Origin of the sequence: Pseudomonas sp. S5D5, assembly GCF_003013355.1 — a bacterium.
Taxonomy (GTDB): Bacteria; Pseudomonadota; Gammaproteobacteria; order Pseudomonadales; family Pseudomonadaceae; genus Aquipseudomonas; species Aquipseudomonas aylmerensis.
The window spans coordinates 6654831-6671549 of record NZ_PTEO01000001.1 but is presented as its reverse complement, the minus strand read 5'-3'; the positions used below and the strand labels follow the sequence as shown (position 1 = coordinate 6671549).

Sequence of the window (16719 nt, the reverse complement as noted above, 5' to 3'; positions counted from 1 at the left end):
TATGCTGATGGCTGGCAAGGCCGGGATTAAGCCAGCGCGACCTCGATCTGCCGAGATGCCTCTAGACAGCCCGAGCCTCGTTCTCATCTGCTCCCGAAATCGTCCGCACGATGTAACAGCGTTGTGGACCAAGACCCGGCAACCGCACCAGACTTGACGCCTTACCATCGCTTCCCGGTTCCAGCACACCTCGCTGCAGCAGCTCCTTGTTCACTGCATTGATGTTCATGCCTCGGAAGATCTCCGAGCGCCATGCTTCTGGCAGTACGTAGTAAGTGTTGGTGGTGTGCAGGGCATCGCCCATGCCGTGTTCCATCGTCTTGCGAAAGCCCAGCCGATCAATCGTGCGTGGGCCGTGTTCATCGATCTTGGCCGCGGTAGATTCCCAGCGGGTAAAGCGACTTTCTCCAAAGCGTTCGATGACCTGTCTCAGTCGCGCCACAATCGCATCGCCCTCGAAATTACCGGCGCCGCCACGCTCGGCTAGCCATGCATGCAGGCAAACCCGTGCAGCCGTCGTGGCCGTACCATCAGGCCAACCGGTGACGCCAAAGGCGGTAGCCAACTCTCCGGCCGCTGCTGCGAGGCCAAAGCGAAGGGCGGCACGCTGGGCCTGACCACTGGCCGAGGCGGGCAGGTTTTGGGTGATGAACTGTTCCACCGTGCGGCGAACGATCACCGTCCATCTGAGCATTTCCCCAGGAGCACACAGTGCGTGCAGGAAGGCGGTGAGGGGTGTGCCGTAGTATTTGGCTACACGGGCCTTGAGCGCATCGGATAGGGCGGCTGCGTCTTCGAAACCGTTCAGCACATCGAACATGCCGAGGCCCTTGCTGGCATCCGCTGGCACCGCAAGCATGCGCACCTCCATGCCTGCTTTCAGCTCCTTGTTGGCATCCGCCATGTGCTGCGCCAATGTCTTTTCTCCGGTCGAGAGAAACAGCAAGCGCCACTCCTGTACCTGTCGGCCCGCTTGTCCTCGATCATTCGCCCGGGCTTTACCGGTGCCATTGCCGAGCATGTAAACCGTCTCGCCAATAATGCGTGGGTCACACATGCCAATTTCATCTAGCACCAGGAGGCCGTCTGAGTGAGCGGCGGCGATGGACTCCAGGGCGTTATCTGTAGAACGCCACGAACGCACCAGACGTGGCCCGCCATAAACCGACGCAGCGACTTGCAGGTGAGTGGTCTTGCCCCCGGAGCTGTCGCCATACAGGTGGAAGCCGCCTGACTCATGCCCCAGCAGGTTCAGCAGCGGGCCTGCAAAGGCCACAGAGGCGACGAACGCCAAGCGGTGGTTACCAACGCACAGGGCGCCGATTTGCTGCTGCCATTGCTCAAGAGAGCCCGCCTCGCTGATCGGTGGCAACTGCGCACCGGCCTCATAAAAATGCAGGTGTTCGGCGTGCGAGCCGATCTGTTGTTCGGGCAGAAGGAAGGCGTTGTTGTGCCACCCCAGGCGCGTTACCAAACGTGCTCGCTGGGCGCTGTCGAAGCCGCCGAGGTAACTCTGCAGGTCATTGCGTGCATTGCGCCCTGATCGGCTTCCGGCAAGGCGCAGGCCCATGTCTACCAGCGGGCCGAGTACGTCTTTGCCGAAGTCGCCGGTCATGGTCCGGGCCGGAATGTTCCAACGTTTTTTGGCGCCGTCCGGGTCATCGAACTCAACCAACAAGCCCCAGTTGTGGCCCTTGTCGTCGCGAGTGCGAGCGATGATTTCCAGAGGCGAACACACGGGGCGCGCCTCACCATCATCACCGGAATAAAACACCCCTTCAGGCGTCAGGCGAAAGCCGCCCGGCAACAGATCATTTTTTGATTTTGCGGGGCGTTTGACGGGCGCCTTGGTCGCCTGTTCTTTGGGGGCAGTTTGCTCAGCGGCACCGCCGAAAAACTCGCCGTTGCGCACCAGCTCGGCTACGTGCCCAGCGGTCCAGCCTTTGGCTAGCGCATCCGCTGCATCATCGCCGTCTGCCCATTTTCCACCCTTGATGAGCGTGGGCTTTCCGCCTTTGCTGCTGGGCTTGAGCTTGAACACGTCGAGCGCAATTCGTTGTACCGAAGCGGCGCCCAGCTCAATCAGCTTAAGCTCGATGGAGTCCATGCAGGTCTTGCCGCTGGCATCGTTATCCGGCCATAGCACCACCGTGCGCCCTTTGAGTGGCGTCAGGTCGGCCTTGTGCCAAGAGTTGGAGCCGTTCGGCCAGCACGTGGCTACATGGTCGGGCATCAGTTCAGCGGCGGCATCAGCAGCCTTCTCGCCTTCACACAGCACCACAGGCGCATGGGCACGCTGTACCAGCTCATCCAGGCGCAGCAATGGCCTAGGTTCCGGCAAGCCTTGCCAGCGCCATTGTGTGGTTTGTCCATCGGAGCGCTTGCACCAGGTCAACGGCGCAAAGACCTTTCGTGGTTTGCCGTCTTCATCGGGGCCCAAGTCGAAGCGATACAGCGCCATGACCGGTTGGCCCTGCGCATCGCGATAGATCCATACCTTGGACGGAGCTCCGTGTTGCCGGTGCTTGGCAGGGCACTTATTCATGGCCTCGGCGGGGATCGGCTGTATCGAAATCCACTCCGGCGCTGCGGGCTTGGCCGGTGCGCCTTTGGTGGTTGCAGATCCTGCGGAAACACTGAGCAGATCCGCCAGTTTTTTGCAGGCATCAACGTCGGTGCCGCCGTCGATGTAGCGCACCAGGTCGATCAGGTCGCCGCCCTTATCGCCGGTGGCAAAATCCGCCCAGGTGCCTTTGCTCAAATTGACCTTGAGTGAGCCTGCACGTTTGTCCGTGCGTGTGGGGTTCGGTGCGGTGTATTCCTTTCCGCCGTCGATGCGTTTGCCGTTTGGCAGCCAGTGAGTAAGGACGCGTTCGATGTTCTTCAAGGCAGCGCTTTTTACGTCGGCAAAGCTGGGACGTTTTGAGGTGTCGCCGATGCGCTGGGTCATGGCGCGGTACTCGCTACACACAGTGCATCGTTCACGTCATCAATCAACGCTTTAGCCATCTCGCCCAGGTAGAACGCCGGCCAACTGAAACGCTCGCCTTCGTCACTCATGGCGGCATCGAGAGTCAGTTGATTGGCGTAGTGTTGAAACAGTGGAATTGCTTCAAGCGCATCCTCAAGAGGCACGCCTGCATTCACCCGAAATAATTTCTGGTGGGTGTCGTTGGCACTCGAAAACTCGGTACGCCCCATAGTAGTGGCAGAGTTCACAGGGCACCGCCTTTCTGGCCCATTGGCACAGAGGAGGCGTCACCGTACAAGGCGAGTGTTTTGATCAGACCCAAGGTGCCGCGCACGTCCCAAATGACGGATGACAGCACGCGGTTGGAGAGTACGGGTTTGTCGCCGTCTAAATGATCTTCCAGCAGCATCAGAACTGAGTCGGCACGTTCGAGGGCGCAGGTGATGGCATCAATGGGAATACCGGCTTCGGCGTCCTGGCTGACACAGAGGAGATCCTCGGGTAGTGAAAAGCCCGGGAGCATGCTCATTGGGCACCCCCTGCGGCTTCCAGGGCGCGAGCCTTGGACATATGGGCGTTGTAACGGGAAAGGCGTGTAGCGAGGCTGGAGTTGGCGTGTAAAGCGGCGAGAGCCATAGCTCGATGAGCGGCGGCGCGAATTTTGGACGGATTGAGGGCGTGCATCAGGTGAAGCTCCTGTATGTGAGGAGCTGCCACGGTTCGCCGCTAAACGAATTAGGGTGGCAGCTGTGCGCGGGTTAGCGGGCCGGGCATACAGGACCCCGGCAGACCCGAAGGTCTCCCACGCACAGCCACCATAAACGAGAGTCGCAGGCACAAAAAAAGCGCATGCAATCGAGTCGGAAGCGCTTGTGCGCCTGTATGTGCTCGGGCCGCTAAACCCGGTCGTTGAATTTGCAACGACGGTCAGAGAGTAACGCCCGTTATTTGAAAGTGCAACTGTGCGGATCGCTTGCGGATTTTTTCGATGCGGCATAAATTGATCAGGCATGTAGATTTACCTCAACGCCTCCGGTTGCCGCCGGGGGCGTTTTCGTTTCAGGCATGGATGTCCCAGCGAAGGGAAACAAAGGGCAACAGATCGCCTTCGAGGCAGGCGCGCGCATCCTCGTAGGCGTCGATTTGTTGGCCTTCGTCGACGATGATTGCTTGGGGGGCTTGGCAGGGAACTGACAATGCGCACCAGATTCCATCTCTCCATCGCATCACCATGACGTCCCGGTTAAGGCGTTTTTGCTCCGTGCGGTAACGTTCAAAACGCTGCATACCGCGTGATGAGAACCCGACTTTTCTGAGTACAGAAAAGGGCTGCAAGATGGCCCTATTGGCAACACGACTTTTCATGCTGCCACCTGGTCGCGAGCATCTATGCGGCTTCGTGCCCATGTTTGGATTTCAGATAAAACCCAACCTACGGGCGCACCGCGTGCGTTGCTGTTGCTCAATTTGACGGGCAGGGGAAAGCCGCTATCGGTGCGCTGCATGAGTTTGTAGATGGTGGAACGCTTCATGCCCACGATCCGCTCGACCTCGGGCATACGGATCAATGTCGACGAAGCGTCAAAGATTGGGCTTAGTGTGGTTGAGTTAAAGCGGGGAATTTCGGTGATAGGGGCTTTCATAGGTCTTGCTCTCGACTGGTTAGGACTGAGAGCAATGATCTAGGTGCGGGTCAGCGGTGAGCAGTTCACTTCCAATTGAAATCCGATTGAAATTTCTGGCTTAGAGCACGAAATGGCGTTTGAGGATGGCATCAACTCTTTTGCGAGATAAGGCCTTTTCAGTCTCGAGCGCAATCCACTCAGGCCGTTGTTTTGAAGGTTTTGCGACTTCACGCTGTAGCCAGGCATGTACCTTCGTTGCCACGTTACGTTTGGGCATCCCCGCTGCGCGGTAGTGATGTCCCTGTTTAACTATCGCAGCGTCTCGAACGCTAATCTCATCGTTACGCTCCATTCCGCTGATGATGCCGCCCTTTTTGCGGGCCACGCTATCAATCGCTCTCACGGCGATGGATCTCAGTTCATCGTTGTTTAGGCAGGGTAGGGACGTGATCGGTTCCAGGTAGAGGGTGTACTGATCGAGCACTTCGATGTGCTTGTCCGGGTCGACCTGCATCTCTACGAATTGGCAATACAGATCCTTGGGCCAGTCATTAGGAGGTTCAGAGACATGAGACCAGGCCTCTTGATCGGCTGTTTGCATCCAACTGGCTAATGTCTCCAGCGCTTTTACGGCACAAGCCATGATGTAGCCCGCATGAGCGTCGCGTTCCGACACTGAGTAATAACCGCTGTACATTCGTACCCAATGCGCCAGGCGTGCCGTGGTGTCGGTGGAGGCATACTGAAAAATGCTCTCCTCATGGATCATCGTCTGAATGCACATACTTCCGAGATCTTTCATGCCAGCGAGATCTTTATTGATATCGTCGCGATGAATGCGCAGCCAGCACTGGTCGATCAGGTGGCAGGCGTCAGCGACCTGTCCACGGCAGAGATCATAGAGCGGTTGTGCTGAGAGAGATTTGAGCAGGCCGCTGCCTAGTGCCGATCGCAATATGACTTGGTGATCAGTCATCGCCAGGTCTCATCCGCCGTATAACCGAAAGTCCCACGCCCTGCGCTTGAAGGGCGGGGCCAGCGAGGGTCGCTTGGCAGGCTGGGGCGAAAACGCCTGCCCGCAGCATCTGAGCGCTGACTTTTGCGTTACACCCATGGGCAGCGTTACATCGGGTGTACGCTATGTCGCTTAACTGTGTAACAGGCGTGGAGGCCAATGAAACCGGGCCTTTGGCGATGTTCGTTACACGAGTAACACCCGTTACACCGGTTTTAGAGAGGGGGTGGGTATGTGCTCTCACATTGCCTTTCCAAATTGGCCCTGCACCACATTTCCACTCACTAGGGCATCAAGGTGATCGGCGTACCACTGCATCATCACTCTACGCTGAGGTAGGTACACCGCTTTGTTATAGACCCCGGCGATACCCTCCTTTGCATGAGAGAGCTGGGCCTCGATGTGATTCTCATCGAAACCCTGCTCATTGAGTATGGTGCTCGCGATGTGTCGAAATCCGTGGCCTGTTTGCCGACCGGCATATCCCAGTCTTCGGAGCGCCATTAGAAAGACTGTATTGCTACGGGGGATTGTCCTGTCTTTCCTGCCTGGGAATAGGAGAGGGTACGCACCTGTCAGTGTTCGTAACTCAGTGAGTGCTTCAATTGCCTGTCGAGAGAGAGGCACCACATGTTCGCGACGACGTTTCATTCGCTCGGCTGGGATCGTCCATAGCTTTTTGGAGAGGTCGATTTCTGACCAGCGTGCTTCGCGGATCTCGCTCGGGCGCGATGCTAATAAGGAAAGCAAGCGAAGCCCAATACGAACGTCCTTTGCGTGAGGGTAGGAGTTGATCGCTCGAAGTAGCGCAGGCAGTTCTTCAATCGAAACGTGTGCATAGTTTTCAGCGCTACGTGATTGCAGGAATTTGCTGAGACCTTCAAGAGGGTTGTGGACTGCTCGTCCTGTTACGCGGGCCAGGTCATAGATCTCTTTGCAAAAGGCTCGAACTCGGCCCATTTGTTCAATTATCCCCTTCTGCTCCATGCCGCGTAGAAACTCCATCCATTCCAGAGGCAATATTTCTGTGTACACGCGTTTGCCGAAGACGGGGAACACGTGAAGCTCAAGTGCGCCAAGCACTCGTCGAGACGTACCTGATTCCCAGCTTGTGCGTCTGGCCTCAAACCACTCTCGGCCTAACGCTTCAAAGGTGTTGTTGGCAGCGATCTGGTCTGCAACCTTCCGAGCTTGCTTGCTCACCAATGGATTTTTGCCGGTCGATGCGTCTTCCCGCAGTTGAGCTGCTTTCTGTCTCGCCAATGAGCCGCTGATTTCCGGGTAACCGCCGAGGCCCAGCCAGGACCATTTGCCGTCTAGCTTTTTGTATCGCAGCTCCCACGATTTTTGCCCGTTAGGTTTCACCCGAAAGTACAGGCCATTCCCGTCCTGCTCCCGATATGTAGCGTGCTCAGGCTCCAGGCCCGAAAGCGTGGTATCTGCTAAGGGGCGGCGTTTGATTTCAGAGCGCTTCACTTCCTGTATGCCTCCAGTTATAGGAATCTCAAAGCATACACGTGGGCATACACGGCGGGAAGTTATAGGGGTGGACAGGGATGGATAGCCAGAAACAAGAAAGCCCGCACGGGGCGGGCTTCTTGGGGTGTTTCGTAGACTGTCTGAGACAGTCCGAGACTGCTATATGGTGCACCCGGCGGGATTCGAACCCACGACCCCTGCCTTCGGAGGGCAGTACTCTATCCAGCTGAGCTACGGATGCTTGTGCGGGCGACATCATACCCATGTCGTCCTTGGGCGTCCATGCCGGTCTTTGGACGTTTAAAGGTGGGAATTTTCCGTAAAGCGGCCCTGCGCCGGGCGCCAGCGGTCGGTGTGGCGGAACCGGTCCCGGTTACGCTGATCTGAAAGATTCGGCAAATGCGCGGTTTTCGTTCTTTTTTTCGAACAGACTATTGCCCTGTACCCCCATTGATCCTAGGATTCGTTTGAGATTTCAAACGCTCTGTCTCCCGTGCGCTCTTTCACTGATCCCGCGCGCTGGGGCTGATTTCCCTGACGGCAGCCCACAAGGCGCCTTTCAACAACTCTAATTCGCTCCGCGTGCGCGCGGTGCTGTTAAGGAAAGCCGACATGCAGCTCAAAGATACCCAGTTGTTCCGCCAGCAAGCCTTTATCGATGGCGCTTGGGTCGATGCGGACAACGGTCAGACCATCAAGGTCAACAACCCTGCCACGGGCGAAATCCTCGGTACCGTGCCGAAGATGGGCGCCGCTGAAACCCGCCGCGCCATCGAAGCCGCCGACAAGGCGCTGCCGGCCTGGCGCGCGCTGACTGCCAAGGAACGCGCGAACAAGCTGCGCCGTTGGTTCGAACTGCTGATCGAAAACCAGGAAGACCTCGGTCGCCTGATGACCCTCGAGCAAGGCAAGCCGCTGGCTGAAGCCAAGGGCGAAATCGTCTACGCCGCCTCCTTTATCGAGTGGTTCGCCGAAGAAGCCAAGCGCATCTACGGTGATGTGATCCCCGGCCACCAGCCCGACAAGCGCCTGATCGTGATCAAGCAGCCGATCGGCGTGACCGCTGCGATCACCCCGTGGAACTTCCCTGCCGCGATGATCACCCGTAAAGCCGGCCCGGCCCTGGCCGCCGGTTGCACCATGGTGATCAAGCCAGCTTCGCAAACCCCGTTCTCGGCCCTGGCCCTGGTTGAGCTGGCGCACCGTGCCGGTATCCCTAAAGGCGTGTTGAGCGTGGTCACCGGCAGCGCCGGCGACATCGGCGGCGAGCTGACCAGCAACCCGATCGTGCGTAAATTGTCCTTCACCGGCTCGACTGAAATCGGTCGCCAGTTGATGGCCGAATGCGCCAAGGACATCAAGAAAGTCTCCCTGGAGCTGGGCGGCAACGCGCCATTTATCGTGTTCGACGACGCGGACCTGGACAAGGCCGTCGAAGGCGCGATCATCTCCAAGTACCGCAACAACGGCCAAACGTGCGTCTGCGCCAACCGCCTGTACATCCAGGATTCGGTCTACGACGCGTTCGCGGAAAAACTGAAAGTCGCAGTGGCCAAGTTGAAGATCGGCAACGGGCTGGAAGATGGCACCACTACCGGCCCGCTGATCGACGAAAAAGCCGTGGCCAAGGTTCAGGAGCATATTGCTGATGCCCTGAGCAAAGGCGCCAAGCTGCTGGCCGGTGGCAAGGTGATGGAAGGCAACTTCTTCGAGCCGACCATTCTGGTCGACGTGCCGAAAAACGCCGCTGTGGCGAAGGAAGAAACCTTCGGCCCATTGGCGCCGTTGTTCCGCTTCAAGGACGAAGCCGAAGTCATCGCGATGTCCAACGACACCGAGTTCGGCCTGGCTTCCTACTTCTATGCCCGCGACCTGGGCCGTGTGTTCCGTGTGGCTGAAGCCCTGGAATACGGCATGGTCGGCGTCAACACCGGGTTGATCTCCAACGAAGTGGCGCCGTTCGGCGGCATCAAGGCGTCGGGCCTGGGCCGTGAAGGCTCCAAGTACGGGATCGAGGATTACCTGGAAATCAAATACCTCTGCCTGGGTATCTAAGCCGGGAAGGGATCGCAGCAAACGCAAAGGGCACGAGAGCGCTGACCCTTTGCGTGTTTCAAAACGTTATTCGTAGTGGCCGGGAAAGCTGTGGCAGTCGATCATCGCATGCTGCCGTAGTTGCCTCCCCGCCACGTATTCCTTGAGCTACGCCACCCGATGAGTGGCGAATGAGGACTTTATGAGCAAGACCAACGCTTCTTTGATGAAACGCCGCGAAGCCGCTGTACCGCGCGGTGTTGGCCAGATTCACCCGATCTTCGCCGAATCCGCGAAGAACGCCACCGTGACCGACGTTGAAGGTCGCGAGTTCATCGACTTCGCCGGCGGTATCGCCGTGCTGAACACCGGTCACGTGCACCCGAAAATCATCGCCGCCGTGACCGAGCAGCTGAACAAGCTGACCCACACCTGCTTCCAGGTTCTGGCCTACGAGCCTTACGTGGAACTGTGCGAAAAAGTGAACGCCAAGGTCCCTGGTGATTTCGCCAAGAAAACCCTGCTGGTCACCACCGGTTCCGAAGCCGTAGAAAACGCCGTGAAAATCGCCCGTGCTGCCACTGGCCGTGCCGGCGTGATCGCGTTCACCGGCGCCTACCACGGTCGCACCATGATGACCCTGGGCCTGACCGGTAAAGTCGTGCCTTACTCCGCTGGCATGGGCCTGATGCCTGGCGGCGTGTTCCGCGCGCTGTACCCGAACGAGCTGCACGGCGTGAGCGTCGACGACTCCATCGCCAGCATCGAGCGCATCTTCAAGAACGATGCCGAGCCGCGTGATATCGCCGCAATCATCATCGAGCCGGTACAGGGCGAAGGCGGTTTCTACGTCGCGCCTAAAGCCTTCATGAAGCGCCTGCGCGAACTGTGCGACAAGCACGGCATCCTGCTGATCGCCGACGAAGTGCAAACCGGTGCCGGCCGTACCGGGACCTTCTTCGCCATGGAACAGATGGGCGTTGCTGCCGACCTGACCACCTTCGCCAAATCCATCGCTGGCGGCTTCCCGCTCGCCGGTGTGTGCGGCAAGGCCGAGTACATGGACGCCATCGCCCCAGGCGGCCTGGGCGGCACCTACGCCGGTAGCCCGATCGCTTGCGCCGCGGCCCTGGCCGTGATGGAAGTGTTTGAAGAAGAGCACCTGCTGGACCGCTGCAAGGCTGTCGGCGAGCGCTTGGTGACTGGCCTCAAAGCCATTCAAGCCAAGTACCCGGTGATCGGCGAAGTGCGTGCCCTGGGCGCGATGATCGCAGTCGAGCTGTTCGAAGACGGCGACAGCCACAAGCCAAACGCTGCCGCTGTTGCCTCGGTGGTTGCCAAGGCGCGTGACAAGGGCCTGATCCTGCTGTCCTGCGGCACCTACGGCAACGTATTGCGCGTACTGGTCCCGCTGACCTCGCCGGACGAGCAGTTGGACAAAGGCTTGGCGATTATCGAAGAGTGCTTCTCCGAGTTGTAATCACAAGCTGATCTGATCGACAGAAAAAACCCGCCTCGGCGGGTTTTTTTGTGCCCATTGCGGCACATTCAGGTGTTGTTCATTGTACGTAGGTGCCTGCATTGTCTAAGGTGCAAGGATTGCCGATGGAGCGTGCAGATGACTGCTGTTGATTTACCCGCTGTACCCCGAGTGTTGATCGCCGAGGCAGACCCCTGGTCACGGGATCTGCTCAAGCAAGTGTTACTGACTGTGCGCTGTGACGCACGGTTGGACGTGTGTGCCGATGGGCAGCAAGCGGCCACGCTGCTGCGCGAAAAATCCTACGACCTGATCCTGGCGGATTGGGAGCTGCCCGGCATTGATGGCCTGAGCTTGTTGCGTAGCGTGCGCCAGAAGCGCCGTACGCCGGCCTTGCCGTTTATTCTGCTGAGCAGTCGCAATGACAGCGCCAGCGTGCGCGAAGCCTTGCCGCTGGCGCCCACCGCCTATCTGACCAAACCCTTGAACATGGAAGGCCTGACCCAGCGCCTGCAAGACCTGCTGCTCAACGAAGGCGAAAGCGTGTATTGCGAGATTCCGCCGCTTGCGCCCGGCATGACCTTGCCAGTCTTCCTTGAGCGCCGCCGTGATGCCTGCGACGGCGCGCCATTGCGCGTCGACGTCAAGGCGGCCGTGCAGCACAGCCTCGGCGCCGACGGCCTGGACCTCAAGCGCCTGGAAGACCAGGTGCGCATGGACCCGCAAATCACTGCCGTGCTGATCGCCGCTGCCAACAGCGCCGGCCACCACGGCACCCCGGTTCAGACCCTGCCTGCAGCGTTGCACAAGCTGGTGGCCGGACAGAGCATGAACCTGATCCTGGGGTTGGCCCTCAAGCACAACGTGGTGCTGGGGGACCCGGCGCTGGTGGCCTATGCCGAGCGCCACTGGCATCTCTCGCAGGACACTGCCGACTACGCCCGGCGCCTGGCGCGCATGCTGGAGCTGGATCACGAGCGCTGCTACACCGCCGGCATCCTGCATCGGCTGGGCGATCTGGCCTTGTTGCGCTGCCTGGAGGACTGGCGACAGGGCGGTGGTGCGCTGGATGACGAAGCGATTGGTGAGTCGCTGTATGCCTTTGGCGCCGCCTATGGCTCGGCGCTGCGCGCGCGCTGGCGTTTGCCGCTGGAGCTGCGTCAATTGATTGCGGCGATCTACTCCCTGGAAGGCGGGGTGTATGCGCGGGACGCTCTGGTGGTGAACCTGGCCGCGCAAATGGCGCGGTTGACCGAGCATGAAGGGCTGGAAGCTCTGGCCGCGAGCAAGACTGCGCGGTTGCTCAAGGTTGGCCTGTCCGAACTGACCCGAGTGCGCAAACCCTGAAGTCCGCGCCCCCTCTGTAGGAGCCGGCTTGCCGGCGATAGCCGTGGTAACTGACACACCGAAATCGCCAGCTAAGCCGGCTCCGACAGTTGATCGGGGTTAGCCCGCGATCACGCGGTTCTTGCCCAGCCGCTTGGCCTCGTACATGGCGGCATCGGCGCGGGCGAACAGGCTGTCCAGGGTCGAGTCTTCTTCTTTGAGGCTGGCCAGGCCCTGGCTGATCGTCACGCTGAAGGCCTGGCCTTCATAGCTGAAACTCAGCTCCTGAATCTCCCTGCCCAGGCGCTCGGCCACTTGCAGCGCCATTTCCGGCGCGCAGCCCGGCAGTACGGCGGCGAATTCCTCGCCGCCAATGCGCCCGAACAAGTCGCCACGGCGCAATACACCGCGACCGCTTTCGGCGATACGCCTGAGCACCTGATCGCCTTCCAGGTGGCCGTAGGTATCGTTGACGTCCTTGAAATCATCGATGTCCAGCAGCAGGAAAGCCAGCGGCGCCCCCTGGGCGCAGGCGCTGTCGAAGGCCTGGTTGGCGCACTCGAAGAAGTGCCGGCGGTTGCTGCTCTGCGTCAGCACGTCGGTGGTGGCGAGGCGATGCAGCTCCAGTTCCATCTGCTTCTTTTCAGTGATGTCCTCGGCCATGCCCACCACGATCACCGGTTCGCCGGGCTCGACCTGCTGGTTGATGTAGCACTTGTCGCTCAGCCAGCGGATCTGGCCATCCGCGGTGATGATGCGGTACTCGCGGTCCTCCACGGCACCTTGCTCCAGCACGCGGGCCATGCTGTGCTCGGCGTAGTCGAGGTCTTCGGGGTGGATACTGTTGCGCCATTCCCGATGGTCGGCCAGCAGCAGGCCGGCGGAGCGACCGAAAATACGTTCGTAGGCCGGGCTCACGTACAGCACGCGGCGCGTTTCCCAATCGATGGCCCACAGCACGGCGTTGACGCTGACCAGCAGCGAACTCAGCAACTGCTCGCGCTCACTCAGCCGCTCGACTTCACCCTGGGCATGCATCAGCGCCAGCAGGGTCGCCGCCGCTGCTGGGCGAGGATGCTCAGCAGTGGGGGCGTCGTGTAAGTAGGACTTTTCGTGAACCATCGGCACAACTCTCTCTGGGCGCGCCGCAGGATGGAGCAGCGGTCACTACAAGGGGCCACCATGATGGCGAAGTGTTCATTGAGAGAGGGGATTTGCAGTGAAGTTCCGTCAACTGGACCGATTGACGGTGACCGAGAAATGACGCCAAAAAGCTGATTGGCGGGAGGGAAGGCCCTCCCGCCGCACTCTCAGACGGCTGCAGGACGCAGCGAGTAGGTCTTCAATTGGTGGGCAAAATCGCGCAGGGATTGGATGCCGCTGGCCTCGGCTTCATGCACCCATTCCTTGATGGCTGCGAGCATATCGTGGCCATTGGAGCTGGTCTTGAGCCAGATCTGTTGCAATGCCAGGCGCTTTTCATAGATCACCTGCAGGGCATGGCTGTGCTCCAGCATGCTCTGGATGCGCACGTGGTGGCGGTCATCCAGCAAGCTGGTCTCGCGGGACAGCAGGCGCTTGGCGCGATGGAACTGGTGGCGCACCGAGTGATCGACCTTTTCCAGCTCCTGCTTGACCAGCGGGCCAATCACCAACTTGCGGTACTGGGCCATGATCTGGAAGCGGTTGTTGAGGATCGCCATGGCGGTGTCCATGTCCAGGTGACCCTTGCCCTCGACGCGGTGCGCGATCGGCGCGACACGCTGCACCTTGGCCAGGCGCAGGAAGCTGAACACTTTGATCCACGCCCAGCCGAGGTCGAACTCCCACTTCTTCACCGACAACTTCGCCGAATTGGGGTAGGTGTGGTGGTTGTTGTGCAGTTCTTCGCCGCCGACGATGATGCCCCACGGCACCAGGTTGGTGGCGGCGTCACGGCATTCGAAGTTGCGATAGCCCACGGCATGCCCCAGGCCGTTGATGACGCCGGCGGCCCAGAACGGGATCCACATCATCTGGATCGCCCAGATGGTGATGCCGATGGTGCCGAACAGCAGCAAGTCGATCACGCCCATGATCGCCACGCCCAGCAGCGGGTAGGGCGTGTAGATCTTGCGTTCGATCCAGTCGTCCGGGCAGTTCTTGCCGTAGATGCGCAGGGTTTCAGGGTTTTCTGCCTCGGCGCGGTACAGCTCGGCGCCTTTGCGCAATACGGTGGACAGGCCCTTGATCACCGGGCTGTGCGGGTCATCGACGGTTTCGCACTTGGCGTGGTGCTTGCGGTGGATAGCGGTCCACTCGCGGGTGTTCTGCGCCGTGGTCAGCCACAGCCAGAAGCGGAAGAAGTGTTTCAGGCCAGCATTGAGTTCCAGGGAACGATGGGCTGAATAGCGGTGCAGATAGACGGTGACCGCGACGATGGTCACGTGGGTCATCAACAGAGTGACTGCCACCAGTTGCCAGGCTGACAAGTCAAGAAAACCGTTGTACCACATAGGCTGTATGGCCCTCAGAAAAAGAAAAGAACAGCTCACGCATTATCACTAAGCCTACAGAGAAAACCAGCAGCCCTTTCAGATAGGAGTGACTGGATGTTTCTTATTCTATAATCCGCAGCCTTTGTAGGGCGATTGTGTTTTTTGGGTAAGGATTACTGACCATATGCTGTTTCCATGCCGAGGTGCCCTGCGTGCAGGGCTGGTATACCTGCTGGTTTCCATTGCGTGGCTCCAGCTCAGCAACCATTTATTGATCAACTTTCTCGATGAACCGCGGGAGTTGGGGCGCTGGCTGCAGGTGCGCGGGTACGTGTGGGTGGCCTTGAGCGCACTGGCCATCTACCTGATGTGCGCGCGATTTGCCCGCGCGCATCAGTTGCAGCAGCCACTCAAGGAAAACCGCGAACGCCTGCGCCAGGCCGCCGCAGTGTTTGATTGCACGCGTGAAGGCGTGCTGGTGACCGATGCCCAGGGGCTGATCGTGCACGTCAACCGGGCCTTCATGGAGATCACCGGCTATCGGCGCGAAGACGTCATGGGGCAGCAGCCCAGCCTGTTCAAGTCCGGACGCCATTCGTCGCATTTTTACCAGCAGATGTTCCAGAGCCTGGAACGCACCGGCGAATGGAGCGGTGAAATCTGGAACCGGCGCAAAAGCGGTGAAATTTATCCACAGTGGCAGACCATCCGTGTGATCCACGATGACCAGGGCCGCGTCAGCCATTACGTCGCGGTGTTTTCCGACATCAGTGCCATCAAGGATTCCGAGCACGAACTGGCCCACCTGGCCCATCACGACCCGCTGACCGACCTGCCCAACCGCCTGCTGTTCACCGACCGCGCCGAGCAGGCGCTGGCCTCGGCGCAACTGCACAAGCGCGGCTGCGCCCTGCTGCTGATGGACCTCGACCACTTCAAGATCATCAATGACAGCCTGGGCCACAACGTCGGCGACCAATTGCTCAAGCTGGTCGGCGAGCGGCTGCAGGGCTTGTTCGGCCCCGGCGTGACCCTGGCGCGGCTGGGCGGGGATGAGTTCGCCGTGCTCGCGGAAAGCTGCCCGCAGGTGGTCCAGGCGGCCGCATTGGCGCAGCGCATGCTGGAGGCGATGAAGCAGCCGTTCATTTTCGACGGCCACCAACTTTTTATCAGCGCGAGTATTGGCATCAGCCTGTTCCCCAATGACGCCCTGAGCGCCGAACAGCTGCTGCGCAACGCCGACTCCGCGTTGTTCAAGGCCAAGAGCGCCGGGCGTGAAGGCTACGCGCTGTACACCGAAGAACTCACCGCCCATGCGCAGAACCGTGTGGAAATCGCCAGTGAGCTGCGGCGTGCCCTCGACCAGCAGGAACTGCGCGTGTACTACCAGCCGGTCCACGATCTGCACACCAGCCGGCTGATCGGCGTCGAGGCGCTGGTGCGCTGGCAACACCCGGAACGCGGATTGGTGCCGCCGGGCGAATTCATCCCCATCGCCGAGCGCACCGGGCTGATTGCCGACATCGATGGCTGGGTGATGCATCAGGCCTGTCGGCAGATGTGCCAGTGGCTGGCCGAGGGTACGCCCTTGAGCTTTATCGCGATCAATGTGTCCAGCCGCTTGTTTGCCCGGCGCGAACTGTACGAGCAGGTCGCCCAGGTGCTGCATCAAACCGGCCTCGACCCGGCCTTCCTGGAGCTGGAAGTCACCGAAAGCGCGGTGATGGACGACCCTGAAGTGGCCCTGGAACAACTGCATCGCCTGCGTGAGCTGGGCTTGCGCCTGGCCATCGACGACTTCGGGACCGGCTATTCCTCGCTGCTGCGGCTCAAGCGCCTGCCGGTGCAGAAGCTCAAGATCGACCAGGGTTTTGTCGCCGGGCTGCCGTGGGACGAGGATGACGCGGCGATTGTGCGTGTGGTGATCGCCCTGGCGAAGAGCATGGGCATGCAAGTGCACGCCGAGGGGATCGAGCAGGTGGAGCAGGCACGGTTTCTGTTGGAGCAGGCGTGCGACCTGGGGCAGGGTTACTGGTTCGGGCGGCCGATGCCGGCGCAGGAGATTGATTGGGCAAGGGCCCCTGCCATTCGTTAGGCACACCGCGGTCAATGTCCGGGCCGAGCTTGCCGGCGATGAGGAACTGTCAGGCGAAATATTCGCTGCCTGACACACCGCCATCGCGGGCGAGCCCGGCTCCCACAGGGTTCAGCGGCGCCTGTGCGTGAGTATTTTCATGGCCAAAGTCCTCGCAACCCCGCGCCCCGCCAGAAAATTCTTTCTGGTTATATAAACATTCTTAAATAGTATTTTT

13 protein-coding genes and 1 tRNA gene are annotated in these 16719 nt (G+C 59.9%); 4 read left to right on the top strand and 10 right to left on the bottom strand.

The window, feature by feature from the left end; genetic code table 11:
- Positions 1-61 precede the first annotated feature (61 nt).
- The 8 genes from C9990_RS30505 to C9990_RS30470 all read right to left on the bottom strand — a co-directional run bounded on the left by C9990_RS30505 (position 62) and on the right by C9990_RS30470 (position 7331).
- On the bottom strand, positions 62-2950 hold the full coding sequence (locus tag C9990_RS30505; protein WP_106805478.1) for a DUF927 domain-containing protein: 2889 nt from the start codon (positions 2948-2950) through the stop codon (positions 62-64).
- Positions 2947-3219, bottom strand: a complete 273-nt coding sequence (locus tag C9990_RS30500; protein WP_106805477.1) for a DUF3077 domain-containing protein — start codon at positions 3217-3219, stop codon at positions 2947-2949. The genes C9990_RS30505 and C9990_RS30500 overlap by 4 nt, the downstream gene beginning before the upstream one ends.
- The gene (locus C9990_RS30495) at positions 3216-3500 is read right to left on the bottom strand and encodes a hypothetical protein (protein ID WP_106805476.1); all 285 of its coding nucleotides are present in this window, start codon (positions 3498-3500) and stop codon (positions 3216-3218) included. Before C9990_RS30495 ends, C9990_RS30500 begins: the two co-directional genes overlap by 4 nt.
- Positions 3501-4030: 530 nt before the next feature.
- Positions 4031-4336, bottom strand: a complete 306-nt coding sequence (locus C9990_RS30490) for a hypothetical protein (protein ID WP_106805475.1) — start codon at positions 4334-4336, stop codon at positions 4031-4033.
- The gene (locus C9990_RS30485; protein ID WP_106805474.1) at positions 4333-4614 is read right to left on the bottom strand and encodes an AlpA family transcriptional regulator; all 282 of its coding nucleotides are present in this window, start codon (positions 4612-4614) and stop codon (positions 4333-4335) included. The genes C9990_RS30490 and C9990_RS30485 overlap by 4 nt, the downstream gene beginning before the upstream one ends.
- A 100-nt stretch (positions 4615-4714) precedes the next feature.
- Entirely contained in the window at positions 4715-5572 is an 858-nt protein-coding gene (locus C9990_RS32875; protein ID WP_256595146.1) for a hypothetical protein, read from the bottom strand.
- Between the two features lie 279 nt (positions 5573-5851).
- The gene (locus tag C9990_RS30475) at positions 5852-7087 is read right to left on the bottom strand and encodes a tyrosine-type recombinase/integrase (RefSeq protein ID WP_106805473.1); all 1236 of its coding nucleotides are present in this window, start codon (positions 7085-7087) and stop codon (positions 5852-5854) included.
- A 167-nt stretch (positions 7088-7254) separates the two neighbouring features.
- Positions 7255-7331, bottom strand: a tRNA-Arg gene (locus tag C9990_RS30470).
- A 371-nt stretch (positions 7332-7702) separates the two neighbouring features.
- Here C9990_RS30470 and gabD point away from each other — a divergent pair.
- The 3 genes from gabD to C9990_RS30455 all read left to right on the top strand — a co-directional run bounded on the left by gabD (position 7703) and on the right by C9990_RS30455 (position 11951).
- The gene (gabD, locus tag C9990_RS30465) at positions 7703-9145 is read left to right on the top strand and encodes an NADP-dependent succinate-semialdehyde dehydrogenase (protein WP_058426343.1); all 1443 of its coding nucleotides are present in this window, start codon (positions 7703-7705) and stop codon (positions 9143-9145) included.
- 181 nt (positions 9146-9326) lie between these two features.
- Positions 9327-10604, top strand: a complete 1278-nt coding sequence (gene gabT / locus C9990_RS30460; protein WP_025855478.1) for a 4-aminobutyrate--2-oxoglutarate transaminase — start codon at positions 9327-9329, stop codon at positions 10602-10604.
- Positions 10605-10742: 138 nt separating this feature from the next.
- On the top strand, positions 10743-11951 hold the full coding sequence (locus C9990_RS30455) for an HDOD domain-containing protein (RefSeq protein ID WP_106805472.1): 1209 nt from the start codon (positions 10743-10745) through the stop codon (positions 11949-11951).
- Positions 11952-12050: 99 nt separating this feature from the next.
- On the opposite strand, the gene C9990_RS30450 is transcribed toward C9990_RS30455, so the two are convergent.
- Both C9990_RS30450 and desA read right to left on the bottom strand, forming a co-directional pair.
- Entirely contained in the window at positions 12051-13052 is a 1002-nt protein-coding gene (locus tag C9990_RS30450) for a sensor domain-containing diguanylate cyclase (protein ID WP_065899545.1), read from the bottom strand.
- Between the two features lie 188 nt (positions 13053-13240).
- Positions 13241-14425 carry a delta-9 fatty acid desaturase DesA gene (gene desA / locus C9990_RS30445; RefSeq protein WP_065899546.1) on the bottom strand — a complete coding sequence of 395 codons (1185 nt, stop codon included), beginning with the start codon at positions 14423-14425 and terminating at the stop codon, positions 13241-13243.
- A 166-nt stretch (positions 14426-14591) separates the two neighbouring features.
- Here desA and dibA point away from each other — a divergent pair, with 166 nt between their 5' ends.
- Positions 14592-16502, top strand: coding sequence for a phosphodiesterase DibA (gene dibA, locus C9990_RS30440; RefSeq protein WP_106805471.1), 1911 nt, complete (start codon positions 14592-14594; stop codon positions 16500-16502).
- The last annotated feature ends 217 nt before the right edge of the window (positions 16503-16719 follow it).

What these genes read in the sequence shown, in the direction of transcription:
- gabD (WP_058426343.1), top strand. Translation starts at nt 7,703, where the DNA reads ATGCAGCTCAAAGATACCCAGTTGTTCCGCCAGCAAGCCTTTATCGAT.
- C9990_RS30450 (WP_065899545.1), bottom strand. Translation starts at nt 13,052, where the DNA reads ATGGTTCACGAAAAGTCCTACTTACACGACGCCCCCACTGCTGAGCAT.
- C9990_RS30490 (WP_106805475.1), bottom strand. Translation starts at nt 4,336, where the DNA reads ATGAAAAGTCGTGTTGCCAATAGGGCCATCTTGCAGCCCTTTTCTGTA.
- C9990_RS30455 (WP_106805472.1), top strand. Translation starts at nt 10,743, where the DNA reads ATGACTGCTGTTGATTTACCCGCTGTACCCCGAGTGTTGATCGCCGAG.
- C9990_RS30505 (WP_106805478.1), bottom strand. Translation starts at nt 2,950, where the DNA reads ATGACCCAGCGCATCGGCGACACCTCAAAACGTCCCAGCTTTGCCGAC.
- C9990_RS30485 (WP_106805474.1), bottom strand. Translation starts at nt 4,614, where the DNA reads ATGAAAGCCCCTATCACCGAAATTCCCCGCTTTAACTCAACCACACTA.
- C9990_RS30495 (WP_106805476.1), bottom strand. Translation starts at nt 3,500, where the DNA reads ATGAGCATGCTCCCGGGCTTTTCACTACCCGAGGATCTCCTCTGTGTC.
- gabT (WP_025855478.1), top strand. Translation starts at nt 9,327, where the DNA reads ATGAGCAAGACCAACGCTTCTTTGATGAAACGCCGCGAAGCCGCTGTA.
- dibA (WP_106805471.1), top strand. Translation starts at nt 14,592, where the DNA reads ATGCTGTTTCCATGCCGAGGTGCCCTGCGTGCAGGGCTGGTATACCTG.
- desA (WP_065899546.1), bottom strand. Translation starts at nt 14,425, where the DNA reads ATGTGGTACAACGGTTTTCTTGACTTGTCAGCCTGGCAACTGGTGGCA.
- C9990_RS32875 (WP_256595146.1), bottom strand. Translation starts at nt 5,572, where the DNA reads ATGACTGATCACCAAGTCATATTGCGATCGGCACTAGGCAGCGGCCTG.